The following is a 24,903-nucleotide window of genomic DNA, read 5'->3' as shown; positions in this document are numbered from 1 at the left end:
CCCGGGCGGCCCCCACACTAGAGATCTCGCGATGTGGACCACCACATTTGCCCTCACCTTGCTGTTCTTCCTGATCCAGCTCGGCACCGGGCTTTCGATTTTGGCCATTGCGCCGGCGAAACTCGTCACGGAATGTCGGCTCACGAAGACGCAGTTCGTTGTTCTCGGGTTTACCGTCGGCGCCTCTGCAGCCGGCATCCTGCTCGGAGCACTATCGCTATTGGTGAGCGATATATGGCTTCAATTCGCGACGATGGTTGTCGTGTCCTGCTTCGGACTTGCCTGCTCATGGCGCAACTGGTGCCCAGGCCTCGACGAAGCGCGCACGGCGGCCACCTGGTGCATTCTGTCGATACCGATTGCCCTCATGACATGGTGGTGGTCGTTCGGCGCATTTTCCAGCTTTCCTTATGCGGACATCGGCGCGGATGTTCACTGGATGAAGACTGCGCAGGAGTACGCCGACGGCGGTGTCATCAATCCGTACGCGGCCCAGTCCTATGTCGATCTTCGTTCGGCGGTCGCAGGCGCCCTCGCTGGAACGCTCGGCCTCGATCTCCTGAGATTTAGCTGGACCTATCGCCTCTGCTCGATCCTGTTCTTCCTGTTGGCCTCCTATGCCTTCGTGCAGGGCTTCTATCCCACTTCCCAACGGAAATGGATCGCCTTCTTCTTCGCCGCGACCAGCAACGCCGCCGTCTTGATGACAAACGGCAGCCTCGCCGTCGCCAGCAGTGTTGTGTTTCTTGGCGTGCTGATAGGCAATGCGCAGCATGGCACAAACGGCGGGTCGACGCGATCCGCTCTGCTGCTGACCGTTAGCGCCGGCACAACGCTGCTGCTCGCTTTCGCCTTCAACAACAACACGCTCGTGCTTGCGCTACTTTTAGCCGGGCTGTTCCTGCTCAGGATGCTGAGCGGCACCGGAAGGTATGGCGGGGCTATCTTTCTTGGTTGCATCTGGCCGGCGACGCTCCTGCTTGCTCATCGAGGCTCCTACCTGTTCGTCCCGACCGTTCTGGTCGGCTGGCTTCTGTATCTTGCCGTCGTGCGGATGATTTCCGTCTGGCCGGCGTCCAGCATCGCGGGCCTGCGATTTCTGTCTTTCGTGATGCCCCCGATAATTCTCGGAGTTGTCGTCTGCGTTGCGGGAATGCGCTTCGGCTACATTGCGCCAATGAGCGCCAACGATACCTTTTCCTCGATTACGGAACTGATCCTGGGCAGAAGGATCCAAGGGGGAGAAGAGCTGTTCCTGGGCTCTGGACCGCTCGTCGCCACGATCGAACTTGGCCGGGCGATAGGCCCCCTCTTCTCCATCTGCGTCACGCTGGGCGTTGCCTGGTGGTGGATGACCCGACCTGTGCGTCGGGATGCGTCGGGTGCGATCGGTTCGCAACCCGAAGGTTTCGTGACGCTGGTGTGGTCCTGGATCGGCGGCTGCGGGATGAGCCTTGCCGTGCTCTCCGGCTTCCCATTCTTGTATCGCACCAGCGCAATCATATTGTCGCTGTTCGCGATCACGGCGACTGAGGTTTTTTGTCAGCTGCTGATCGATTTCAGACCCTCTCGATATCGGCGGGTCCTCGTTGCCACGACGGTCACGCTGCTTGCGACCGTTCTCGTGGTTCTGGTCTACGCGTTTGCTTGGCGAACGGACCTGCCCTTTGCCCGCTATCAGACGTTCCTGCGACCGATGGAAATTTCAGGCGTCGCGCTACTCATCACGCTCGCGCTATTGACCCCGATCCAGTCGCAACGAGTCTACACCTACGCTCTGGTGGGGATCGTGGGCTTGGGCATGGCCGTCGATAAAGTTGGTCTGTCCGGCATCATCAGGAGCTACAGTTACGGTGCGATTCCCGATCGCACTGCGGTGGTGTCACACTACAACGCCGAAGAACTTGAATTGGCTCGTTGGCTCCGCGAAAATCTGCAGAATGGAGTCATCCTCTCGGATCCGTATACGTTGGGCATAGTCCAGGCGGTCACGGGCGCGCCGGCCGTGTATCTGTTCTCCAATCTGGATACTGTGAACGAGACGGTTGCAAACCGGGCAAAGTCGGTTGTGCGCACGATTCTGCAGCCGACCGAGGGCGATCAGCGGCTTGCAAACACTTGCAGCCTGATCGCCCCCCTAGTGGGGGCAATCAACTCGGAGACCTTCTTCCAGATGCGCAGGACCGATGCATTGGGCGGAATCATGCGATCCGTCCGCGGCGTGCCGGCGACGAGCCTGGAAGCGGCCCAGCCCCCTTCCGACCTAATCGGCTCTGAAATTCCGCCTGAGCAGGCCATATCCACGATCCAGAGTCTTCTGGGGACCGGCGAAAGCGCCTGGAAGCTGGTCGCGATCATCACGCCCCGCACGATCGAGTGGACCCATCTCGCAGCCGACCAGCGTCTCAGCTACTTTCCTCCGTCGGAGCCGATGGAGCCAGGTATCACTGACGCGCTTCGCGCCAGCCCGTTTCCGGTCCTGTTCGCCAACAGGCAGACCGTCGTCGTTCGCATTCCCTGCTCGCACTGATATGGAGTAAACAATGCCCTTTGCATTGTCGCAGATTGGCGTCACGCTCCAGCGCTCACGGTGTGAAAAGGAACCTTCATGTTGAGACAGGCCGTCATCCTCGTCGGAGGGTTGGGTACGCGGCTTGGCGCGCGTACCAAGGCGGTGCCGAAGCCGATGCTCGAGATCGGCGGCCGGCCGTTTCTCGACACGCTGATCGATGAACTCGCGCGCTATCACGTTTTCGACGAAATCCTTTTGCTTGCCGGCCACAAGGCCGAGATCGTCGAGAGCCATTATGCCGGCGCGTTCACGGGCCGGGCAAAGATCCTGGTCTCGCGCGAGACCGAGCCGCTCGGCACCGGCGGGGCGCTCGTGCATGCACGCGACCTGCTGCACGATCGTTTCCTGCTGCTCAACGGCGACTCGCTGTTCGACTTCAACTTTCTCGACCTGATCGCGCGAGCGCAGAGCGGACGCGTTCACATGGCACTGCGCGACGGCGTTGTCGGAGATCGCTACGGGCGCGTCGTCCTCGACGGCACCGTCGTGCGCGATTTCATCGCTCCGGGTGCAGGCGCCACCGGCCCCGTCAATGCCGGGATCTACGTCGTCGACAAATCCGTCGTCGCAGACATCGCGAAGCTCCCCGCTTCGCTCGAGCAGGACGTGTTCCCCGGCCTGGCCCGGTCCGGCGAGCTGCGCGGCACGGCCTATCGCGGCTACTTCATTGACATCGGCATTCCCGACGATTTTGCGCGCGCCGACCGCGAATTACAGGACAAGCTGCGGCGACCGGCCGTATTTTTCGATCGCGACGGCGTGCTCAATCATGATTCAGGATACACTTTCGAGACGCACAAACTCGAATGGATCGCTGGTGCGCGCGAGGCCGTGAAGGCTGTCAACGACGCCGGCTATTTTGCCTTCGTCATCACCAATCAATCCGGCGTCGCACGAGGCTATTACGAGGAGCATCACGTTGTCGCGCTGCACCGCTGGATGGCAGACCAGATGGCCCTGATCGGTGCACATGTCGATGCCTTCGAATATTGCCCCGATCACCCCGACGGAACCGTCGCACGCTATTGCCGAACGAGCGACCGCCGCAAGCCGGCCCCGGGCATGATCACCGATCTCGCACGGCGTTTTCCGGTCGACATGACGCGCAGCATGGTGATCGGCGACAAGCCCAGCGACATCGAAGCCGCTCGCGCGGCCGGCCTGCCCGGCTATTTGTTCGAAGGCGGCAATCTGGAGACCTTCGTGAGACAGTGCCTCAGCCTGGACGGCTAGACCCAGGCGCGCGTCACGAAAACTGCTGCATCCCCGGACATTTGGCAGCTATCGGACGCTGCTCTGTTGCGCGCAACCGCCAGTGTGCTATAGCGCCATCTCGTTGCGAACACTGGCTTAATCGCCTTCTGGGGTCCGGCATGGCAGATCTGAGGGACGCCCGCGTCCTCGTTACCGGCAGCGACGGCTTCATCGGTTCGCATGTCGTCGAGGAGCTGGTAAAGGCCGGGGCCCGCGTCAAGGCGATCGTCTACTACAACTCCTTCAACTCCTGGGGTTGGCTCGACACGGTTCCCGCCGACATCATGCAGTCCGTGGAGGTCGTCGCCGGCGACATTCGCGATCCGCATTTCATGATCCAGACGACCGCCGGCTGCACCGACGTGCTGCACCTGGCGGCGCTGATTGCCATCCCCTTCTCCTACGTCGCGCCCGACTCCTACGTCGACACCAACGTGAAGGGCACGGTGAACGTGCTCCAGGCCGCGCGCATGGCCGGCGTACGGCGCTTCGTGCAGACCTCGACCAGCGAGGTCTACGGCACGGCGCAAACCGTTCCGATCAAGGAGAGCCATCCGCTGGTCGGCCAATCGCCCTACTCGGCCTCGAAGATCGCCTCCGACCAGATGGCGCTGTCGTTCCATGCCTCCTTCGACATGCCGGTCATCGTCATCAGGCCGTTCAATACGTTCGGCCCGCGGCAGTCGGCGCGCGCGGTGATTCCCACAATCATCAGCCAGATCGCGACCGGCAAGCGCAAGATCCGTCTCGGCGCCGTCAGCCCGACGCGCGATTTCTCCTTCGTCACCGACACCGCGCGCGGCCTGATCGCGGGCCTCACCGCGCCGGCCGAGCAATGCGTCGGCCAGACCATCAATCTAGGCAGCGGCTTTGAGATCTCGGTCGGCGCGACCGCGCAGATGATCGCCGACGTGATGGGAACCACGATCGAGATCGAGACCGACGAGGCGCGACTGCGTCCCGCCAACAGCGAGGTCGAGCGGCTCTGGGCCGACAATTCCAAGGCATGCCAACAGCTCGGCTGGCGCCCGGAATACGCCGGTGTCGAGGGCATGCGCCGCGGCATGGCCGAGACGGTGAAATGGTTCACCAACCCGGCCAATCTCAGCCGCTACAAGGCCGACGTCTACAATGTCTGAAACGGTGGACAACTCACGATTCAAGCCGGGGGCGATCGTCGACGCCGTGCGGCACGCCGTGGGAACGCCTAATGGCATCCTCGGCCTGCATGAGCCGGTGTTCGCCGGAAACGAGATCTCCTACCTCGAGGAGTGCATCAAGAGCACCTTCGTCTCCTCGGTCGGCCCCTTCGTCGATCGGTTTGAACGCATGCTGGAGGAGATCACCGGCGCCAAGCGCGCCGTAGCCGTCGTCAACGGCACGGCCGCATTGCATACCTGCTTCAGGCTCGCCGGCGTCGAGCCCGGCGACGAGGTCGTCTCGCCGGCGTTGACTTTCATCGCGACCACGAACGCGATCGCTTATTGCGGCGCAACGCCGCATTTCGTCGACAGCTCGCTTGCCACGCTCGGCATGGACGCTCACGCACTCGCGGTGCGCCTCGATGCGATCGCGCAGAAAACTGCGACCGGCACCATCAATCGCGAGACTGGCCGCCGCATCGCGGCGATCGCCCCGATGCACACGTTTGGGCACCCTGTCGAGCTCGACGAGATCACCGCGGTCGCGCGGGGCTGGGGTATTGCGCTGGTCGAGGATGCCGCGGAATCGCTCGGCTCGACCTACAAGGGCCACGCCGTCGGATCGCAGGCACGCCTCGCAGCATTGAGCTTCAACGGCAACAAGATCGTCACCACCGGTGGCGGCGGCGCCATCCTCACCAACGACGAGGAGCTGGGGCGCCGCGCCAAGCACCTCACGACGACGGCAAAATTGCCGCACAAATGGGCCTTCATCCACGACGAGATCGGCTTCAACTACCGCCTGCCCAACCTGAACGCCGCGCTCGGCTGCGCGCAGCTCGAGCAGCTCGACGGCTTCCTGGCCAGCAAACGGAAGTTGGCTGCAGCCTATCAGAGCGCTTTTGCGGATGTTCCCGGCGTCCAGTTCTCGCGCGAGCCCAAGGGCACCACGAGCAATTACTGGCTGAACGCGATCCTGCTCAACGAGGCTAATGCCGGGCAGCGGGACAACGTGCTCGCGGCGCTCAACGAAGCCGGCTTCGGCGCGCGCCCGGCCTGGACGTTGATGCACAGGCTGCCGATGTTCGCGCAAAACCCCCGCGGCGATCTTTCCGCCGCGGAATCCATAGAACGCCGGCTGATCAACCTGCCTAGCAGCGCCAGCATCAGGCCCCGCGATGAGTAGTGGCGCACGAAAAATCTGTTTCGTCACCGGCAGCCGCGCCGATTTCGGGCTGCTGGTCTGGCCGATGCGCGCGATACGCGAGACATCCGGCCTGACGCTCCAGCTCGTTGCCACCGGCATGCATCTCGCGCCAGAGTTCGGCTACACCTTCAACGCCATCCGCGAGGAAGGTTTCGAGGTTGACGAGCGCGTCGAGACGCTGCTCAGCAGCGACACCGGAGCCGGCGTCGCCAAATCGGTCGGGCTCGGCGTGATCGGTTTTGCCGACGCCTTCACGCGGCTGCAACCAGATCTCGTCGTCGTGCTCGGCGACCGTTTCGAAATGTTCGCGGCTGCGCAGGCCGCGATGTTCATGCGGCTGCCGATGGCGCATCTGTTCGGAGGCGACGTCACCGAGGGCGCGATCGACGAATGCACGCGCCATGCCATCAGCAAGATGTCGCATCTGCACTTCACCAGCAATCAGAGCTCGACGCGGCGGTTGATGCAGCTTGGTGAGCACCCGTCCCGTATCCATACCATCGGCTCGGTTGGGATCGACGCCATCAGGCATCTCGATCTGATGAACCGCGACGACATAGGCACCGCGATCGGCATGCCGCTCGGCGAACGCAATGCGCTCGTCACGTTCCACCCCGTCACGGTCGAAGCGGGGCGGTCGGTGGCCGAGCTGGAGGAGTTGTTCGCCGCACTGTCGACGCTCGATCCCACCTTCCGTCTCGTCTTCACGCTAGCCAATGCCGATGCCGAAGGGCGCGCGCTGAACGACCGAACCAAGGCTTTCGCAGCTGGCCGGCCGAACACGATCGCGGTCGCCTCGCTCGGGCAGCTTCGCTATCTCAGCCTGATGAGCCAGGTGGACTTGGTGATCGGCAACTCCTCGAGTGGCGTGCTCGAAGCGCCCTCCTTCGGCGTTCCCACGGTGGATATCGGTGACCGCCAGAAGGGTCGCGAGCGCGCGGCCTCTGTATTTCATGCAGCGTCCGAACGGAGCGCGATTGCCGCCGCCATCTCGGCGGGACTCCAGCGCGGCCGCCAAGCCACCATCAACCCCTACGGCGACGGCGAATCGAGCCGGAGGTTTGCGGAAATCATCGCCGGTATCCCGGATTTCGGACAGCTTCTGAAAAAGGGCTTCTACGAACCTCCCGCAAGCGGAGCGCGGCCATGACGACGCACACGCTGATTATCGCAGAAGCCGGCGTCAATCACGACGGCAGCCTGGAAAAGGCATTGGCCCTGGTCGAAGCGGCGGCAGATGCCGGCGCCGACATCGTCAAGTTCCAGACCTTCAATGCAAAGGCATTGGCGGGCCACGCGGCGAAGAAGGCCGACTATCAGCAGCGCACCACCGATGCCGGTGAGAGCCAGCTGGCCATGCTGGAACGTCTCGAGCTGCCGCACGCTGCGCATCACACGCTGATTGCGCGCGCCAAGGAGCGCGGCATCGAATTCCTGTCGACGCCTTTCGACGACGCTTCGCTCGCCCTCCTGCTGTCGCTCAAGCTGCCGCGCATCAAGATCGGTTCGGGCGATCTCACCAATGCCCCGCTGCTGCATGCAGCGGCAAGGGCCGGCACCATGCTGATCCTGTCGACCGGCATGGCGACGCTGGGCGAGGTGGAGGAGGCGCTGGGCGTGTTGGCGCATGGCTACGCGCAGCGCAGCGATCCTGCAGGGGGCGCTTCATTCCGTGCGGCATGGCGCGATCCGGCGGCACGCGCCGCGCTGGCGCGACACGTCAGCCTGCTCCATTGCACGACCGAGTACCCCTGCCCCGTCGCGGACGTGAACCTCAGCGCGATGGCGACGATGCGATCAGCGTTCCACCTCCCAGTCGGCTATTCCGACCACACCGACGGGCTCGAAATTTCGGTGGCCGCGGTTGCCCTCGGCGCCACGATCATCGAGAAGCATCTGACGCTGGATCGCAAAGCGGCCGGCCCCGACCACGCAGCGTCACTCGAGCCCGACGACTTCAAGCGGATGGTGAGCGCCGTTCGCAACGTCGAAGCTGCGCTCGGCGATGGCGTGAAGGCACCAAAAGAGTCTGAAATCAGGAATGTGCCTGTCGCGCGCAAGAGCATCGTGGCAGCACGTGCACTGAAAGCCGGCGAGATTATTGGCCCTGCCGACATCACCGCCAAGCGGCCGGGCGCCGGCCGGGCGCCGATCGACTATTGGTCCTTGATCGGCACGGCGGCGCCGCGGACGCTCGAACCGGACGATCCGGTTTAACGACGAGGCTTCGCAGGAACGCCGCGCAGCACGGACCCGGGCGGCCATGACCCCGTGACGACAGATCCCATCGCCACGAGCGTATCGTTGCCAATGGAGATGTGATCGCGGACACGGCTTCCGAGCCCCACAAAGCAGTTGTCGCCGATCTCCGCACCGCCGCCGACTACCGTTCCGGGAGACAGATGCGTGCAGTGCCCGACTCGCACATCGTGCTCGACGATCGCGCCGGAATTGATGATGCAGTGTTGACCGATCATGCTTCGTGCATTGACGATCGCACCCGGCATGATGACGCTGCCCGGACCGATTGTTGCCGACGGTGAGACGACCGCCCGCGGATGGATCACCGACGCCCAGCGCTTGAGCTGCATCCGGGCGATCATCTGCCGGCGCGCAGGCCCCGCCTGCATCGTTCCAACCCCGACCACAAAGGCGGCACCCGGATAGTCCGGGGCAACGTCATCGGTTCCGAGATAGCGCGCATCGCCCAGTGTTCCCGGCAGACGGTCGAGGAAACCGACGACGTTGAACTGACCCGACAGGAGGGCGGCCTCATAGACCATGAAGGCGTGCTCGCCGCCGCCAATGATGATCAGATCGTCCATCGCGATTCCCCTGCACAGACCGATCTTAGCGACTGGGCAGCGGCACTTCAAACCGCCAGACTCGACCGGAAAATGCGGGCATCAACAAGGTCTCCGCCGGGGCCCCCTGGCGGGGTTGACGCCGCCTCTCGCAGCCGCGATATAGCACTCTCAGCCGTGGGCCGCCCCCAATATCTGGCGCTATACGAGGCAGATTGCCATGAAATCCTGGCGCAAAGCCGTCGTCGGTACCCAGGCGACCGTGGGCGAGGCTATTGCCGCAATCGAGAGCGGGAGCATTCAGATTGCGCTGGTGCTCGACGGCCAGAACCGCCTGCTCGGTGTGGTCACTGACGGCGACGTCAGACGCGGGCTGCTGCGCGGCATCGCGCTCACCGGACTTGCGACCGACATCATGAACCGGACGCCGGTATCGGCCCCTGCGACCTTGCCGCGCGAGGATCGCCTGCATTTGATGCGGCAGCGGTCGATCAAGCAGCTCCCGCTCGTTGACGAGGGCGGCCATCTCATCGTGGTCGAGACGCTCGATGAGCTGCTCGAACCGCGGCAATATCCAAACCCCGTGCTGATCATGGCCGGCGGTCTCGGCGAGCGCCTGGGCGCGCTAACGCGCGACGTGCCAAAGCCGATGCTCAATGTCGGCGGCCGACCACTGCTCGAGACGATCGTCCGCAACGTCGTACAGCAGGGGTTTGGCAACATCTTCATCTCGGTCAACTACAAGGCCCAGACGATCAAGGACTACTTTGCAGATGGCGCAGCCTTCGGCGCCAACATCCAGTACGTGCACGAGGCCGAACGCCTGGGCACCGCCGGTGCGCTGGGGCTTTTTGCGACACCACCGGATCTGCCGATGATCGTCACCAACGGCGACATCCTCACCACGATCAACTACGGAGCCCTTCTCGACTTCCACAACGGAACGCCGGCGGAAGCGACGATGGCCGTTCGTGAGCACAAGGTGCACGTCCCCTATGGCGTGGTTTCCACATCGGAGGGCTTTCTCCAGACCATTCGCGAGAAGCCGACCGAAAGCTGGTTCGTCAGTGCCGGCATCTATGTGATCGGCACGTCCGTCTTCCACCATGTCACGCCCGGCCTCAGCATCGATATGCCGACCGTGCTGGAGCGCGTGATCGCCGGCAAGGGACGGGTCGCGGTCTATCCCATTCGCGAGTACTGGCTCGACATCGGCCGCCTGGAGGATTTCGAGCAGGCGCATGCGGAGTTTCACGAGGTCTTCTCGTGACCTCGACCGCCGTCGTGGTTGGCCTCGGCTCGATCGGCGCGAGGCATGCACGCGTCCTGCGCGAGCTTGGTCTTCGGGTCGCGACTGTCAGTCGGCGCGAAGGCGGCGACTACGGATCGATCGGGCAGGCCGTCGCGGCGGCGCATCCAGACTACGTGGTGATCGCCACCGAGACGGCACGCCATGCGGGGAATCTGCAAGAGCTCGCGCAGACCGGCTTCGATGGCAAAGTCCTCGTCGAAAAGCCGCTATTCGCCACACCTGCACCGCCCCCGAAATATCCGTTTTCCCATGTCAGCGTCGGATACAACCTGCGTTTTCATCCCGTGATGATGGCTCTTGCCGAAACACTGCGCGGGCGCGAGGTGATCACGGTCGGCGCCTATGTCGGGCAGGACATCAGGGACTGGCGGCCGGACCGCGATCACCGCGCGACCGCATCGGCCACGGCTGACGCCGGCGGCGGCGTGCTGCGGGATCTGAGCCACGAACTGGACTATCTGTTGTGGCTGTTCGGACCGTGGCATCGCGTCGCCGCTCTGGGCGGCGCCTCCGGCGCTCGCGACATCGACGTCGACGACCACCTCGACCTGCTGCTCGACCTGCAGCGGGCACCATCGGTCCACGTCCATATGGACTATCTCGACCGTCAGGGCGTCCGCCGCATTCGCATCAATGTCGACGACGACACCATCGAGGCCGATCTCGTCGGCAGCCGTCTCACGGTCAACGGCAGGACAAGGGAGATCCCCAACGAGCGCGACCAGAGCTACCGCGACATGCATGTCGCGGCGATGCGTGGCGCGCGCCCGGCCTGCTCGCTGCCCGAGGCGCTCGGCGTCGTGCACCTGATCGACGCCAGCGAGCGCGCGCTGCGCACCAAGACCTGGGTGTCGCCATGAGCCTCCTCTGCACCATCTGCGCGCGAGGCGGCTCGAAGGGAGTTGTCGGCAAGAACGCACGCGATCTCTTGGGCAGGCCCGTGCTCGCGTGGAGTATCGCGCAGGCGCGCGAGACCGGCCTGTTCGATGCGATCGCCTTCAGCAGCGATTCGGACGCCCTGCTTGATGCGGCAGTGAAGGCCGGCGCCGACATTGCAGTCAAGCGCCCGGACGAAATGGCGACCGATACCGCGCCGAAGCTACCGGCGATCCGCCACTGTCTCGAGCAGACCATGGCGCAAACCGGTAGGACGCCGGATATCTTCGTCGATCTCGACGTCACCTCGCCGCTCAGGCTGGCCTCCGACATCACCGGCGCAGTCGCACTGCTGCGCGAGAGCGGTGCGCGCAATGTCATTACCGGTGCACCGGCGCGCCGGTCGCCCTATTTCAACCTGGTCGAGCAGCGCACCGATGGCAGTGTCGGCCTGTCCAAATCCGCCAATCCTCCGGTCATGCGACGGCAGGATGCGCCGCGCTGCTTCGACATGAACGCGTCGATCTATGTCTGGCGCGTCGCGCCGTTCCTGGCGCAGCCCGCGGTGTTCTATCCGGACACGCGTCTGTTCGAAATGCCGGAAGAGCGTTCGATCGACATCGATTCCGATCTCGATTTTGCGTTGGTGGAAATGTTGCTCCGCCAACGACTGCCGGCCTGAGGAGGCGCAAGCGATGACCACGAGCTTCAAGGCTCTGTTCGATCTGACCGGCCGCACCGCCGTCGTTACCGGCGGGTGCGGCATTCTCGGTCGTCGCTTTGCCGAGGGCCTTGCCGAGTTCGGCGCCAACGTTGCGATTGTCGATCTGGATCAGGCCGCAACCGATGCCGCGACAGCCGACGTCGCTTCCCGCCATGCCGTCCGCGCCAGAGGCTACGGCTGCGACATCACCAACCCGGATGCGGTACGCAACATAGCCGATGCGATCGAGGCCGACCTCGGACCGGTCTCGATCCTGCTCAACAACGCCGCCAGCAAGACCCGCGACGTCGACGCCTTCTTCGCACCGGTCGAGAAATTCTCGCAGGAGACCTGGCGCGAGATCATGGCTGTCAATCTCGACGGCATGTTCACGGTCGCGCAGGTGTTCGGCGGACGAATGGCCGAGCGCGGCTACGGCGCCATCGTGCAAACCGCATCGATCTACGGCCTGATGGCGCCCGACCAACGCATCTACGAAGGCTCCGAGTATCTCGGCCGCGCCATCAACACGCCCGCGGTCTACACCGCGTCCAAAGCCGGTGTGATCGGCCTGACCAAGCATCTCGCGACCTATTGGGCGGCGAAGGGCGTTCGCGTCAATACGCTCACCCCGGGCGGGGTGCAGAGCGGGCAAAACGAGACCTTCAAGGCACGCTATGGCGCCCGTATCCCGCTCGGCCGCATGGCTCACGCGGACGAGATGGTGGGGGCCGTGCTGTTCCTGGTGTCCGATGCTTCGTCCTACGTGACCGGGCAGAACATCGCCGTCGACGGCGGCCTGAGCGCCTGGTAACAAAACACCAATGATCAAGCGCCTGATCCAGAACACGGTGATTTCGGCGTTTGCCTTCGGTGTGGCCGCATTGCTGGGCCTCGCGGTCATTCCGCTGATCATCGGGACCTGGGGGGTAACCGAATTCGGCCTCATCGTCATCTCGCGACTGCTGCTTCCCAGCGGCATGATGGCGGTGCTGGACCTCGGTCTGTCCGAGGTGGCCACCCAGATCGTCGCGCGTGCGCGCGAGCACCGCAATTGGACGCAGGCCAGCCGTCAGATCGTTTTCTTGGGAGCGGTTTCCATCGCCCTCGCCTTGATCCTGAGCGCCGCCATCTGGCTCGCGGCGCCGCTCTTCGTCAGCGTGATGAAGGTTGACGCCGCGCACCTGGAGACGTTCACCCGGATCATGCATTACACAGCCCTCGCGAATCTGATCTTCGTTCCGGCGCTGGTGTGGGAGGGTATCGTCAAAGGCTTCGAGCGGTACAACCTGCTCCGCCTCGCGGAAGTCACGTCGACGGCGGCTTATGTCGGTCTGACATTTGCGGCCTCGTGGGCGGCGGCAGGATTCGAAGTGGTCGCCTACGTCTATCTCGCCACGCTGGTGGCCCGCGCCGTCGTCATTGGAATTGCCGCCTTCGTCGCGCTGCGGCACAAGCACGTGCGATTGCTGCCATGGACCCCGGACATCCGGCGGGACATCCTGCATCGCTGTCTGCTGCTTCTGCAAGGCAAGCTGATGGGCGGCATTTCCGGACCGCTTCAACCCTTCCTGATCGGATTGCTATTCGGGCCCAGGGCCGTCGGCACCTACGACGCGCTCGTTCGATTATCGCGGGTCTCCAAAGTCGTCGTCAGCCTCCTGACATCCGCTTTGCTTCCCGTTGCCAGCCGCCTCGATGAGCGCGGCAGCGCGACATCGTTCCAGCGCCTCGGCGACCTCGGCCTTGTCATGATGCCGATGTTGGTGGTGCCGCCGCTTGCCGCCACCGCGATCCTCTCACCGGAGATCATGACTATTTGGATCGGCCCCCTTCTCGCCCCCTACGCGCTCTGGATGGGCTTAAGCTTCCTGGTTCCGATCTGCACGCAATACGTGGCGATCGGCAGCCTGATCTTCCTGACGCGGACCGAGGTGCAGGCGAGGCTCAACAGGCTGGTAGCAATTCAACTTCTGATCTGGGCGGCGGTCTCGGCCGGGACCTTGCATTTGTTCGCGGAACGCGCCCTGATACTTGGCCAGGTCATCGGCAGTGTCGCCGTGCTGCCCTGGCAGCTGAAAGAGTTGCGGAGTGCGCTCGAGCTCGATCGCAATCAGTTCGCGAAGGCGATCGGAACCCAACTCGCAATCCTACTCCTGGCAAGCATTTTTCTAGCAACAATTGCAGGTTACATTCGGTTTGACAGCGTGCTAAAGCTCGCGTTCGGTTCCATGGTTTTCTGTCTGGTGACCTGGGTGCTCCAGTACTTTCTGGTGCTCGACAAGCGCCATCGGACTGTATTTCCTGCAGTCGGACAACTGATGGGACTGACATCCAAAAGCAGCTGAATGAACATCCACGCGACAGACACGAAAGCCGTCACCACAGGTTTCGCTCCGGCGTCGTTGTCGGACAAGGCTACGACTTATGCCATCGACGCGGCAAGGAGCATTGGCCGTCTGGTCCTGCGTCGTGTGAAGCGCACTGCCGATGTCGTGGATTCCGAGTACAATCTGACGCATTGGCAGCGGATGCTGTCGGAAAAGAGCTGGACGAAGGCCGCGACCATCGAGGAGTTCCTGATCCCGAAGAATCCCGTGCGGGGTCTTCGCAAGGTTGACAATCAGATTTGCAGAATCGCGGCCGACGACTACTATCGCTATCGTGCCAGAGCCCTCGGCGACCTGCTCGCACGGCACACGGGCGGGGCCACGGAGATCATCGAGCTCGGCGCTGGCTGCGGCATCAATCTGTTGTCGCTGCATCTCAATCATCCCGACTGGAAGCTGCGCGGATTCGACATCGCGCCGAACGGAATCGCCGCGGGTCGCGAGATCACAGCGCATTATGACCTGTCCGACCGGATATCGCTCGACAGGATCGACCTGACCGACGGGAACGACCCGAGCTATTCTGCCATCGGGGATCAGGTCGTCTTCACCTACTTCTGCATCGAGCAGATTCCCTACGACGTGCGCAAGGTAGTGGACAACATCATTGCTGCGAGGCCAAAGCGTGTCATCAACATCGAGCCGACGACGGAACTGCTGAACCTATCGAGTCCGCGAGATATCGTCAGCCTCCTCTATATCCGCTCGGTCGACTACCAGACGCAACTGTTCTCGACGCTCGACGATTACGAGCGGCAGGGCCGCGTCCGCGTCCTGGCGCGCGAACGGATGCCGTTTGCTCCAACGATCCACAATGATGGTTTTTTGTACTGCTGGGAGCCAACATGACAACCATCAACACGACGGCTGACCAGCCTGCGCCGAAGAAGGCGAAGATCAGCCAATTCCGCCGCCTGTTGTGGCACGTCAACCGCACCGATCTTGGATGGGGGGTGAAGGCGGCTCTGACCGCGCTGCAATTGCCTGCCCGCTCGAGGCGTGTCGCGCTTCTGAAACAGCTTCCAACGAAGCCCGAATGGACCGAGGCGAGCCGCAAGCTCAAGGAAGACGGCTATGTCGACGTATCCACGCTCGTGGATCGCAGCCTCGCGGAAGCGGTCGCGTCGTTCGCCGACGGCAAGGTGAGGCGCCTCAACGAACTCGTCGGCCAGCAGAAGGAACGGCACAAATCATTCTGGGTCAGCCTGCTGGATGAAGATCTCGTCAACGGCTCCTTCGCGACCGACCATCCGTTCGTGCGCTACGCCTTGCAACCGGCCGCACTGCGCATCATCGGGGATTTCATGCACGATCTGCCGCAGTTGTCGGACGTGGTGTTGACGTTGTCGCAACCGACTCCGAATCAGGCGCTGAGCTTCTCGCAATTATGGCACCTCGATCACGACGACAAGCGCGTCTGCAAGCTCTTCATCTATTTGACCGACGTTCAGGACACCGCGGACGGTCCGTTCACTTTCATTCCGGCCGGTCCGTCGAAGGCGTTCCGCAACACGCTCAAGAGCCACATGAGCGACGCTCAGGTGTTCGCCAAGACCGGCCCCGACGCCGTCAAGGAGATGATCGCGCCCCGCCTGTCGTCCTTCATCGTCAACACGGCCCGCTGCCTGCACATGGGAAGCCGGATCCAGTCGGATCGGAACCGCTTGCTGTACACGGCAACCTATATCCAGCAGCCGCGCATCTTTCCCGAACCGCCGGCGCGCTTCCGCGCGGCCGGTACCCTGACGGAGTTCGAGCGCGCCGTGATGCGGCTCTGACGCGGACCTGCCGGGAGCTCACATCTTGCGCATAGGCCTGGTGGTCGATCACCCCAAGCGTGACTTGCCGGGGGCAGTCATGCTCGGTTATCAGCTCGCGCGGCGTGGCGTTTCCGTCATGCTAGTGCCGATGTACGAACAGGCAGTCGACGTCCCGCGGCTCGGGCTGGACGCATTGGTCGTCAACTACGCACGTCCCGTCAATCTCGACCTTATGCGTAGCTTTGCCAGAGCCGGCTTGGCGCTATACGTGCTCGATACCGAAGGCGGCGTGCTCGCGGAAAAGGGCGGCAATTCACCACCGGCCATGGCGGCCCACATCAAGGGCAGCGGCTACGCCGACATCCTGACGGGCTATTTCTTCTGGGGCAGCCGGCTGCACGACGCCTTCGTCGTTGCCGGAACCATGAAGCCGGAGCAGCTTCACCTCACCGGATGCCCGCGCTTCGATTTTGCGGCTCCACGCTGGCGCACGCTGCTCGACGGCGAGCCGCGTGGTTATCTGCTGGTCAACGCCAACTTTCCGCTGGTCAATTCACGCTTCACCGGCAAGCCGGGCGGCGAGCGCGAAGCAATGGTGCGGGCCGGTTGGGACGGCGCCTATGTCGATCGCTTCATCGCGGACCTGCAGCAGGTCTTCGCCAACTATCTCGCCGAGATCGACCGGCTCGCCGCAGCGCGGCCCGACCGCAACATTCTCGTGCGTCCGCATCCCTTCGAGAGCGAGGGGGTCTATCGCAATGCGCTCTCGCGCCGCGCCAACGTCCTGATCGACGGCACCGGCAGCGTGCTCGATCGCATCCGCAATGCAGCCGCCGTCATTCATCTCAATTGCGGCACGGCTGTGGAATCGGTCCTGCTCGGGAAGCTCCCGCTCCAGCTCGAGTACCTGAACACGCCGACAACCGCCGGACATGCCGCGCTGCCCGCACGCGTGAGCCGGCCGGTCGACTCGTTCGAAGAGCTGCTTGGCGCGATCGATCACATCGAGCGCGAGACCGAGACCTTCGATTTCGCCAGCGTTCACGCCGCCGATATCGAGGCCTTCTTCCATTTCAACGACGGGCAAGCCGCCGAACGTGTCGCCGATGTCCTGACCCGCGCAACGATTTCTCGCCCGCCGTACGTTTCCCTGCTGGCGACAGTCAAGGGCACGCGCGACAAGCCGAGTGTCGGCCAGATCCTCAAGGGCGCCGCCAGCGCCGCGCTCGGCTCGGCAGTCACGGAACGGCTGCGCAGCCAGTTCAATCCGGCCCGGCGCGACAAGCGGATCGCGCCGTCCGTGGTTCAGCCCCTGCTTCAGCGTATCGCCGCTCACGATCAGGCGAGCCCATCGCAGTTTACGGCAAGACGCGCGCATTGCGCGATGACGGGCTTGCCGCTCGCCAGCATTGCGATCGAACAAGCCCAGTAACCCCATGACGAAATCTGCAAAGACAATTCTCATCACCACGCTTGCTGAATACCAGACCAGGTTCTGGATTCCGGTTGCGCAGCGGCTGCGTGCGGCAGGCCATGATGTCGAGTTACTTGCCTTCGACGATCGCAGTGCAGAGATCTCGACCGCGCAAGGCGTTCCGGTCACGAACATGTATCGCGAAGGTCTCAAGGCCGGCCCCTCGTCCGATGACCGGCAGGCATTCGACGCCCGCGTCGCATCTTACGGACTCGACGGGACGAATTTCCTGTTCAGCCACGAGCGTTTCACTTTCGGCATCAGGGATACTGCCGCCCTGCGTCGGCGTTTCATGATCTATGCGAACGCCATGGAGGCGTTGCTCTACCGCCTGGAGACTGAGGGCAAACGCGTCGAACTGGTTCAGGAACTCGGCGGCTTCCTCTCCGTCATCGCGAGCTTCTACGCCGCCAGGCGTCGCAACATCCGCAACTGGTTCATCGAGCCCTCGTTCTTTCGGGGCCGGATGTACTTCACGCCCGACACTCTCGCCGCGCCCGACGTGATGCCGGCACCGGCGGATACGGTATCGGCAGAGGTACGCGCCTATCTGGACGACACGCTGAAGCAGCGCGCGATCGTCATTCCCCAGAAGGACCAGCATCATTATTCGGCAGCCTTCAAGAAGGTCGTGAACCTGCGCAACGCCCGCCGCCTCACGGAGAAACTGTGGGACCAGTTCGCGCTCGGAAAGCACCAGGAGTTCGGACACAATCTGCGCCATGCCCGCGTGCACGCGGCGATGGCGCTCAACGCAACGCGGTTGCGCAGACTCTACCGGCCGCTCCCCGAAACGCCCTTCGTCTACTATCCGTTCCACGTTCCGGCAGACATGGCCTTGACGCTGCGCTCGCCCGACTTTCTCGACCAGGTCGCGACCGTCGACTTCCTGCTGCGGACGATCCCGGACTCGCATGTGCTGGTGGTGAAGGAACACCCCGCCCAGATCGGCGCAATCTCGGCCACCCGCCTGTTCGAACTCGCGCGCCGGTTCGACAATTTCGTGCTGCTGCCGCCCCAGACCAACAACTACACTGTGCTCGATCGCGCCGATGCCGTCGTCTCCGTCAACAGCAAGTCGGGCGCCGAGGCACTGCTGCTCGGGAAACCGGTCGTGGTGATGGGCGATGCGTTCTACCGCTCCTGTCCGCTGGTCTATGCGGTCAATCGTCTGGCCGATGTCCCCGCACGGTTGCGCGAGGCGCTCTCCGCCGGGCCGTTCGATTCAGGCAGGGGCGCGCCCTATTTCGAGTCTGCCTGGCGGCGGTCTTATCCGGGCGAGCTCTATGTCAGCGATCCCAAACTGCTCGACACGTTCACGGCCTCCTTACGTGCCGCAATCGCCGAGCCGGTGCGCGTGAACTGAACGGATCCATCATGCCACTCGTTTCGATCATCACACCGTCCTGGAACGTGGAAGGCCTGATCGAGGAGACGATCCGCTCGGTGCAGAGCCAGACATTCGCCGATTGGGAGCTCCTGATCGCCGACGACTGCTCGACCGATAGGACACCGCAGATCATTGCTGACATCGGCGAGCGCGACCCTCGCGTCAAGCTGATCCGGCAGACGAAGAACGGCGGGCCGGCGCTGGCGCGCCAAGCCGCGATCGACCGGGCGCAGGGCCGCTATCTCGCCTTTCTCGATAGCGACGATCTGTGGCTGCCCGAGAAGCTGGAGCGGCAGTTCGCCTTCGCGAAGGCGAAACAGGCCGCGCTGAGCTACACTGCTTTTCGCCGCATCAACGAGACCAACACGGTCACCGGTCGGCTCATAGAGGTGCCGACCTCGCTCAACTATGATCAGCTTCTGAAGAACACCGCGATCGCGACGCTGACCGCGATGGTTGACCGCGAGATCGCTGGTCCCATCGCAATGAAGAACGAGGGGTATGACGATTTCTGCCTTTGGCTGTCGATTCTCAAGCGCGGCCATACCGCATATGGCCTCAACGAGGATCTTGCGCGTTACCGCGTCAGGGGCTCGTCGGTCTCGAGCCGCCCGATGCGCTCCGCCAAATGGGTTTGGCAGATCTACCGCAATGTCGAACACCTCTCGCTGATCAGATCGGCCTGGTGCTTCGCCCATTGGGGTGCGCGGGCGTGGCAGAAGCGGCGGGAATTCTAGCGACGGTCGTTGGCTCGCCGCACAAGCGCCACGGGCCGCCCGCAACGGCGGAAATGCACATTGCGAGCTCGGTCCGTTGTCTCTAGTCTGGATCTGATCGAGGGGGCTTTGCGTGTACAATCAAAGTGTTATTCCACTGGCAGCGCATCCCCTCGCCGATCGCCGGGCCTGGATAGGCTGGACGTTGTGCAGCCTGTTCCCTGCAGTTTTCTTGCTGTTTCTGTTTGCGCTGACCTTGCTCAGCGCGCCCGAGCATGACGACTTCTGCTTCGCAGATCTGTACGCCCGTCACGGGTTCGTCGACACCGTATCGCTCTTCTATCATTCGCAATCAGGCCGGGTGCTGGCCCTGTGGCTTACACAGGTTCCGCCCGCGATCTCTGCCGCGGCGGGGGTCGGCCTGCTATCGGCCTATTCCCTGACCATGGCTGTGAGCGCGGCGCTGTTCCTGGCTGCCACGGCCCTGGCCATGGTCCGTGCCTGGCCTCACACTGCTGCTCTCCAATTGACCTTTCTCACATTTGCGTTTGCGAGCGCCGTCGTCAGCGCGACCCCGAGCGTCCGGGATCTGCTCTATTGGCTGTCGGCTGTGGCCTGTTACGTCCCTCCCGCCTTGGTCACCATCCTGATCCTCGGGGAGTGCATCCGGGCGCTTGACCGGCAAACCAGATTCTCGGGGGCGCTCAGCCTTGCGATGTCTCTGGGTGGATTCGCTGCTGCGCTGTGCAACGAATTCACTGGCATCTGGCTCCTGCTGATCGTCTCGGCGTCATTGGGCGCCCGCCATCTCTTCGGCCAGCCGCGCCAGATCTCGCATCACATCCTGATCGCAGCCGCCATCGCCATCGGATGGATCATCGTCATATCGGCCAGTGGCAACGGCACGCGCATGGAGCAGCTCCCGAACGGCGGGCACGTGACGTTGTCGGTTGTTCAAGCCCTTCTCGATTCGCTCGCCGGCCTCGGCCGCTTCCTGCGAGAGCCCACAATTGTCGTCTGGCTTGCCGCCGTTGGCCTAATTGCATTGATCGAGCCTGATCCGACGCCCCAAGCGCCGCAGAAGAGCAGGCTGTTGGCTCTCGGCACGATCGCGATTTGCCTGGCGTGCGGCTATCTCGAATATTTCGCTCATCGCTATGCGACAGGCATGCGGCTCGTCGAAAGAGCGCAGAATCAGGCGTTGATCCTCTTGCTGTTCGGATCGACGCTGGGGGTCAAGATGCTCGCCGGCGCCTACCGCGCGCAATTGCGCGAACGGCTGGCGGCGGGCGCGTTTCGTGGCCTGCTCGGTCCGATCGGGATGCCCGCGAGCCTGACGCTGCTCACGATCGGCTCGCTGTGCCTGAGCTCGACGGCATTCCAGCTGCGCGCGCAGTGGCAGGACCTGTACCCGTACTGGCGGGAGAGCGCTGAGCGACATGCTCTCCTGACGACCAGCCCCGAGCCGGTCGTCACAGTTCCCCGGCACAGATGGACGCCGTCCCTGCTTATGACCGCCGACGTGACGGCCAACGCCGACCGATTGCCTAACGACTGCATCGCCAGATATTACCACAAGTCCGCCGTCTACGCTGCCGACATGCCGCGATGACGACTTGCCCTGCTCCAGAGATGCAAACGTGAAAACAATCAGCGTCATCACACCCTGCTACAATGAAGAGCTCAATGTCAGGGATTGCTACGAGGCGATCCGGAAGATCTTCGACGGCGAGCTCCAGGGCTACCGGCGCGAGCACATCTTCTGCGACAACGCCTCCGACGACCGCACCGTGGAGATCCTGCGCGAGATCGCCGCACAAGACCCTGCGGTGAAGATCATCGTCAACGCACGCAACTTCGGACCTTTGCGCAACACCTACAACGGCGTGATGGCCTCGCGCGGCGACGCCGTTTTGCTATTCATGCCGGCGGACCTTCAGGATCCGCCCGAATTGCTTCCCGAATTCGTCAAGCTGTGGGAAGCCGGCTATGAGATCGTATACGGCATTCGTGCCGCGCGCGAGGAAGGGCGGCTGATGCGCGGCGTCCGCAACGCCTATTACCGCCTGCTGACCAGATTCTCCGAGCTCAAGGTGCCTCCGGGCGTCGGTGACTTCCAACTCGTTGACAGGCGCGTTGTCGAGGCCATGCGGCACGTTCGGGACGCCTATCCGTTCATGCGAATGATGACATTCGAGTGCGGCGGTCGCATGGTCGGCGTGCCCTACACCTGGCGCGAACGCAAAAAGGGGCTTTCGAAGAACCGCGCCAGCGCGCTGATCGATCAGGGCCTCAACGGGCTGGTATCCTTTACAACGGCGCCGGTCCGGTTCGGGCTGCTCGCGGGCTTTCTGATATCGGCCGCGAGCATCGCATACGCGATCGTCAACTTCATCATCGGCTTGGTGCTTTATCAAAAGCTCGCCGAACCTGGCATCCTCACGCTGATCGTCGCCATGTTCTTCTTCGGCGGCGTGCAGCTGTTCTTCATGGGCATGATCGGCGAGTACGTCCTCGCGATCTACGGGCAGGTGCGCGAGAAGCCCGTGGTGTTCGAGCGCGAGCGCGTCAATTTCGATCCCTCGCCGCCGTCCGGGACGTGATACGCAGGCGGCGTCAGCGCTTCGACAGTGATTGCTCGATCCGCGCGACGATCGCGAGAGCCGAGAGGCCCGCGGCATCGAGCAGCGCTTCGCGCGACCCCGCATGCGAGGTCTTGCCGCCCTGCTCGGGAATGCCAATGCCCGCGATCGGCGGCCGGACTGCATCGCCGGCAAACATCCCCGCCACCAGGCTGAACAATCCACCACGCAAAATGTGCTCTTCGAGCGTCACGATGAGCGAGGCGTCGCGCGCGGCGCTTCGGATCGCAGTTTCGTCGAGCGGTTTCAGGCAGGAGACGCTGACCACACCGACGTCCCTGCCGCGCCCAGCGAGCTCGCCGGCGGCCTCCAGCGCGCGCGAGGCAATCGGTCCGGACGCGAGGATGACGATCTCCCGCCCCTCGCGCAGCACGCGCGGCGTGCGCAGGTCGGTCACGACGGAGCCGAGGTTCGGCTCCCCTGCCCGGCTGAGCCGCAGGTAGGACGGTTTGCCGCTTCCTGCGATTAGACATGTCGCGGCGCGCACCTCCATGGGATCGCACGGCACGAACACCTCGATGCCCGGCAGCATCGACATGATGCCTGCGTCTTCCAATGCGTGGTGGGTGTAGCCCTGGCTGCCATAGGCGTAGCCGGCGCCCACTGCCACGACCTTGACGTCGGCACCATGATAGCAGACGTCGTTGCGAAGTTGCTCGAGGCATCGCAAGGTCGGGAAGTTGCCGATGGAGTAGATGAAGACCGTCTTGCCCGACAGAGCGATGCCGGCGGCGATCCCCGCCATGTTCTGCTCGGCAACGCCGACATTGAGATAGCGGTCGGGAAACTTCGCCGCGAACGGCTCCAGCACTGAGTAGCCGAGATCGCCGCAGAGCAGCCAGATGTCGGGATTCTCGCTTGCAACCTGCGACAGGCTCTCGATGAACGTCGTCCTCATGCGCCGACCTCGGCCAGGGCCTGCGCGAGCAGCTCATCCGAAGGCGAGCGATAGTGCCATTCGAGCTTGTTCTCCATGAAGCTCACGCCCTTGCCCTTCACGGTGTTGGCGATCACGACGGTCGGCTGGCCCGATGGTGCCGGCACATCGCGCAGCACGCGCTCGAGCGCGGCGAGATCATGACCGTCGATCTCCTCGACTTGCCAGCCGAACGATCGCCATTTCTCGGCGAAAGGATCGAGGTTTAGCACTTCGGCAACCGAGCCAAAACTCTGGATTTTGTTGAAGTCGACGATGACACAGAGGTTGTCGAGCTTGTGATGGGGCGCAAACAAGATGCCCTCCCAGTTCGAGCCCTCGTCGCATTCGCCGTCGCTGAGCAGGCAGAACACACGACTGCCATCCCCTGCTGAGCGCGCCGCGAGCGCCATGCCGATCGCAATCGGCAGGCCATGACCGAGCGAGCCCGTCGAGACCTCGACGCCGGGAACGGCATGACTGACATGCCCGGTGAAGATCGAGCCGTCGCGGCAATAGGTGTCGAGCTCGGCCAGGGAAAAGAAGCCGCATTCGGCGAGGGCTGCGTACATGATCGCCGTGGCGTGGCCCTTGCTGAGCACGAAGCGATCGCGGCTCGCGGCTTGCGGGTCGGCAGGATCGATGCGCAGGATCCGCGTGTACAGCACCGCCAGTATGTCCGCCATCGAGAGGCAGCCGCCTATGTGGGAAGCCTTGGCAGCATGCACCATGCGCAAGGCGTGCGCACGAATCCGCCGCGCGAATTCTTTCGGCTCAGGAAGATTTGGTCGCGTCATGCCAGTCTACCGTCTCGCGTAGTCCCTCATCCAACGGCACTTCGGGCTTCCAGCCCAGGGCGAGCATGCGCGAAACGTCCGCAGCCAGGACCATAACCTGATCGGGCCGATACGCCAACTCGCCGAAGCCGAGCGCGGCGCCGGGGTCGACGAGGTCGCGCAGCCGCGTCACCGTCTCGCGAAGCGGCGGCGCGCCCGCACTGCCGACGTTGAAGATGCCGCTCGCCGCTTCATGTGTGATCGCCAGCCGGAAAGCACTCGCAGCGTCGCGCGCGTGCAAAAACCCCCAGCGTTGCTCGCAAGCCGTCAGTGCCATGTATTGTCCGGAGCGCAAGTTCCGGATCATGCTCGGGATGAGCCAGTGGTCGGCATCCCTCGGGCCGTAGGTCGAGAAGATCCTGAGCCAAGCCGCACGCAGCCCACGCTCCTCGCACAGGCGTATCGCCATCGATCCGGCCGCAAGCTTGGCCATGCCGTACAAGGTCGTCGGACGTGGCCCGTCGTCCTCCCGGATCGCGCGATCGTACGGCCCGTATTCCGCCTGCGATCCGGCGCCGACGAAGATCCTGGCGCCGGTCTCGGCTGCGAGTTCGGCGAGGCGCACCGTGTCGGCCACATTGAGGGCCTGAACCGGGCTGTTGCGCTCGCTGCCTGCGACGCCTCGCCAGGCCATGTGCACGACCGCGTCCGGGGCAAAGGCCGTGAGCGCCCGGCGCAGCCCGTCCAGATGCTCCAGAGCGCCGGGAATCACCTGCAGACGGTCGTGCACCTCCCTGAGGCGCCAGGCGGTGCCTGGCGGCCGCAGCAGGACGGCCACCTCGTGCCCCAGTGCCACGAGGTCAGCAACGAGATAGGACCCCAGAAAGCCGCTCGCGCCGGTCACGAAAATACGCATGCGCCCCGGGTAGATCAGCGGCCGGGGCCCGTCAATGTCGCGTTGCGGAAGGC

22 protein-coding genes are annotated in these 24,903 nt (G+C 63.6%); 18 read left to right on the top strand and 4 right to left on the bottom strand.

What is annotated here, in order from left to right; translation table 11 throughout:
• Positions 1–31: 31 nt before the first annotated feature.
• From ACYCVF_RS04565 to neuB, 6 genes are all read left to right on the top strand, one after another.
• A complete protein-coding gene (locus ACYCVF_RS04565; protein ID WP_459597341.1) occupies positions 32–2,530 on the top strand; it encodes a hypothetical protein in 2,499 nt (832 codons plus the stop codon).
• Positions 2,531–2,608: 78 nt separating this feature from the next.
• A complete protein-coding gene (locus ACYCVF_RS04560; RefSeq protein ID WP_459597340.1) occupies positions 2,609–3,805 on the top strand; it encodes an HAD-IIIA family hydrolase in 1,197 nt (398 codons plus the stop codon).
• 140 nt (positions 3,806–3,945) lie between these two features.
• Positions 3,946–4,965 carry an NAD-dependent 4,6-dehydratase LegB gene (locus ACYCVF_RS04555; protein ID WP_459597339.1) on the top strand — a complete coding sequence of 340 codons (1,020 nt, stop codon included), beginning with the start codon at positions 3,946–3,948 and terminating at the stop codon, positions 4,963–4,965.
• Complete coding sequence (locus ACYCVF_RS04550) at positions 4,958–6,154, top strand: LegC family aminotransferase (protein WP_459597338.1); 1,197 nt, start codon at positions 4,958–4,960, stop codon at positions 6,152–6,154. The genes ACYCVF_RS04555 and ACYCVF_RS04550 overlap by 8 nt, the downstream gene beginning before the upstream one ends.
• Positions 6,147–7,325, top strand: coding sequence for a UDP-N-acetylglucosamine 2-epimerase (gene neuC / locus ACYCVF_RS04545; protein WP_459597337.1), 1,179 nt, complete (start codon positions 6,147–6,149; stop codon positions 7,323–7,325). The genes ACYCVF_RS04550 and neuC overlap by 8 nt, the downstream gene beginning before the upstream one ends.
• Positions 7,322–8,392, top strand: a complete 1,071-nt coding sequence (neuB, locus tag ACYCVF_RS04540; protein ID WP_459597336.1) for an N-acetylneuraminate synthase — start codon at positions 7,322–7,324, stop codon at positions 8,390–8,392. The genes neuC and neuB overlap by 4 nt, the downstream gene beginning before the upstream one ends.
• On the opposite strand, the gene ACYCVF_RS04535 is transcribed toward neuB, so the two are convergent.
• Positions 8,389–9,000 (bottom strand): acetyltransferase, encoded by a 612-nt coding sequence (locus ACYCVF_RS04535; RefSeq protein ID WP_459597335.1) that lies wholly within the window; start codon positions 8,998–9,000, stop codon positions 8,389–8,391. The two genes, neuB and ACYCVF_RS04535, sit on opposite strands and share 4 nt — an antisense overlap.
• A gap of 199 nt (positions 9,001–9,199) precedes the next feature.
• Here ACYCVF_RS04535 and ACYCVF_RS04530 point away from each other — a divergent pair, with 199 nt between their 5' ends.
• The 12 genes from ACYCVF_RS04530 (at position 9,200) to ACYCVF_RS04475 (ending at position 22,203) form a co-directional block, all read left to right on the top strand.
• Positions 9,200–10,249 carry a nucleotidyltransferase family protein gene (locus tag ACYCVF_RS04530; protein WP_459597334.1) on the top strand — a complete coding sequence of 350 codons (1,050 nt, stop codon included), beginning with the start codon at positions 9,200–9,202 and terminating at the stop codon, positions 10,247–10,249.
• Entirely contained in the window at positions 10,246–11,151 is a 906-nt protein-coding gene (locus ACYCVF_RS04525) for a Gfo/Idh/MocA family protein (RefSeq protein WP_459597333.1), read from the top strand. Before ACYCVF_RS04530 ends, ACYCVF_RS04525 begins: the two co-directional genes overlap by 4 nt.
• A complete protein-coding gene (locus ACYCVF_RS04520) occupies positions 11,148–11,849 on the top strand; it encodes an acylneuraminate cytidylyltransferase family protein (RefSeq protein ID WP_459597332.1) in 702 nt (233 codons plus the stop codon). The genes ACYCVF_RS04525 and ACYCVF_RS04520 overlap by 4 nt, the downstream gene beginning before the upstream one ends.
• A 13-nt stretch (positions 11,850–11,862) precedes the next feature.
• Complete coding sequence (locus ACYCVF_RS04515; RefSeq protein WP_459597331.1) at positions 11,863–12,684, top strand: SDR family oxidoreductase; 822 nt, start codon at positions 11,863–11,865, stop codon at positions 12,682–12,684.
• Positions 12,685–12,694: 10 nt separating this feature from the next.
• On the top strand, positions 12,695–14,218 hold the full coding sequence (locus tag ACYCVF_RS04510) for an MATE family efflux transporter (RefSeq protein WP_459597330.1): 1,524 nt from the start codon (positions 12,695–12,697) through the stop codon (positions 14,216–14,218).
• Positions 14,219–15,109, top strand: a complete 891-nt coding sequence (locus ACYCVF_RS04505; RefSeq protein WP_459597329.1) for a class I SAM-dependent methyltransferase — start codon at positions 14,219–14,221, stop codon at positions 15,107–15,109. It begins immediately after the preceding gene.
• Positions 15,106–16,038 (top strand): phytanoyl-CoA dioxygenase family protein, encoded by a 933-nt coding sequence (locus ACYCVF_RS04500; RefSeq protein WP_459597328.1) that lies wholly within the window; start codon positions 15,106–15,108, stop codon positions 16,036–16,038. The genes ACYCVF_RS04505 and ACYCVF_RS04500 overlap by 4 nt, the downstream gene beginning before the upstream one ends.
• A 25-nt stretch (positions 16,039–16,063) precedes the next feature.
• Positions 16,064–17,452: a surface carbohydrate biosynthesis protein gene (locus ACYCVF_RS04495; RefSeq protein ID WP_459597327.1), complete on the top strand. Its 1,389-nt coding sequence runs from the start codon at positions 16,064–16,066 to the stop codon at positions 17,450–17,452.
• 4 nt (positions 17,453–17,456) lie between these two features.
• Entirely contained in the window at positions 17,457–18,860 is a 1,404-nt protein-coding gene (locus tag ACYCVF_RS04490) for a capsular polysaccharide export protein, LipB/KpsS family (protein WP_459597326.1), read from the top strand.
• 11 nt (positions 18,861–18,871) lie between these two features.
• A complete protein-coding gene (locus ACYCVF_RS04485; RefSeq protein WP_459597325.1) occupies positions 18,872–19,621 on the top strand; it encodes a glycosyltransferase family 2 protein in 750 nt (249 codons plus the stop codon).
• Between the two features lie 211 nt (positions 19,622–19,832).
• Complete coding sequence (locus tag ACYCVF_RS04480) at positions 19,833–21,212, top strand: DUF6056 family protein (protein WP_459597324.1); 1,380 nt, start codon at positions 19,833–19,835, stop codon at positions 21,210–21,212.
• A 28-nt stretch (positions 21,213–21,240) separates the two neighbouring features.
• Positions 21,241–22,203, top strand: a complete 963-nt coding sequence (locus ACYCVF_RS04475; RefSeq protein WP_459597323.1) for a glycosyltransferase family 2 protein — start codon at positions 21,241–21,243, stop codon at positions 22,201–22,203.
• 13 nt (positions 22,204–22,216) lie between these two features.
• On the opposite strand, the gene ACYCVF_RS04470 is transcribed toward ACYCVF_RS04475, so the two are convergent.
• Genes ACYCVF_RS04470 through ACYCVF_RS04460 form a run of 3 tightly spaced genes read right to left on the bottom strand, consistent with a single transcriptional unit; the run spans position 22,217 to position 24,850 of the window.
• Positions 22,217–23,140, bottom strand: coding sequence for a transketolase family protein (locus ACYCVF_RS04470; protein ID WP_459597322.1), 924 nt, complete (start codon positions 23,138–23,140; stop codon positions 22,217–22,219).
• A complete protein-coding gene (locus ACYCVF_RS04465) occupies positions 23,137–23,955 on the bottom strand; it encodes a transketolase (protein WP_459597321.1) in 819 nt (272 codons plus the stop codon). The genes ACYCVF_RS04470 and ACYCVF_RS04465 overlap by 4 nt, the downstream gene beginning before the upstream one ends.
• The gene (locus ACYCVF_RS04460) at positions 23,933–24,850 is read right to left on the bottom strand and encodes an NAD-dependent epimerase/dehydratase family protein (protein WP_459597320.1); all 918 of its coding nucleotides are present in this window, start codon (positions 24,848–24,850) and stop codon (positions 23,933–23,935) included. Before ACYCVF_RS04460 ends, ACYCVF_RS04465 begins: the two co-directional genes overlap by 23 nt.
• Positions 24,851–24,903: the final 53 nt, after the last annotated feature.

The organism is Bradyrhizobium cedriense, from assembly GCF_054602315.1.
Note: the sequence above shows the minus strand (reverse complement) of the source record. Positions and strands in the feature narration are given on the sequence as shown.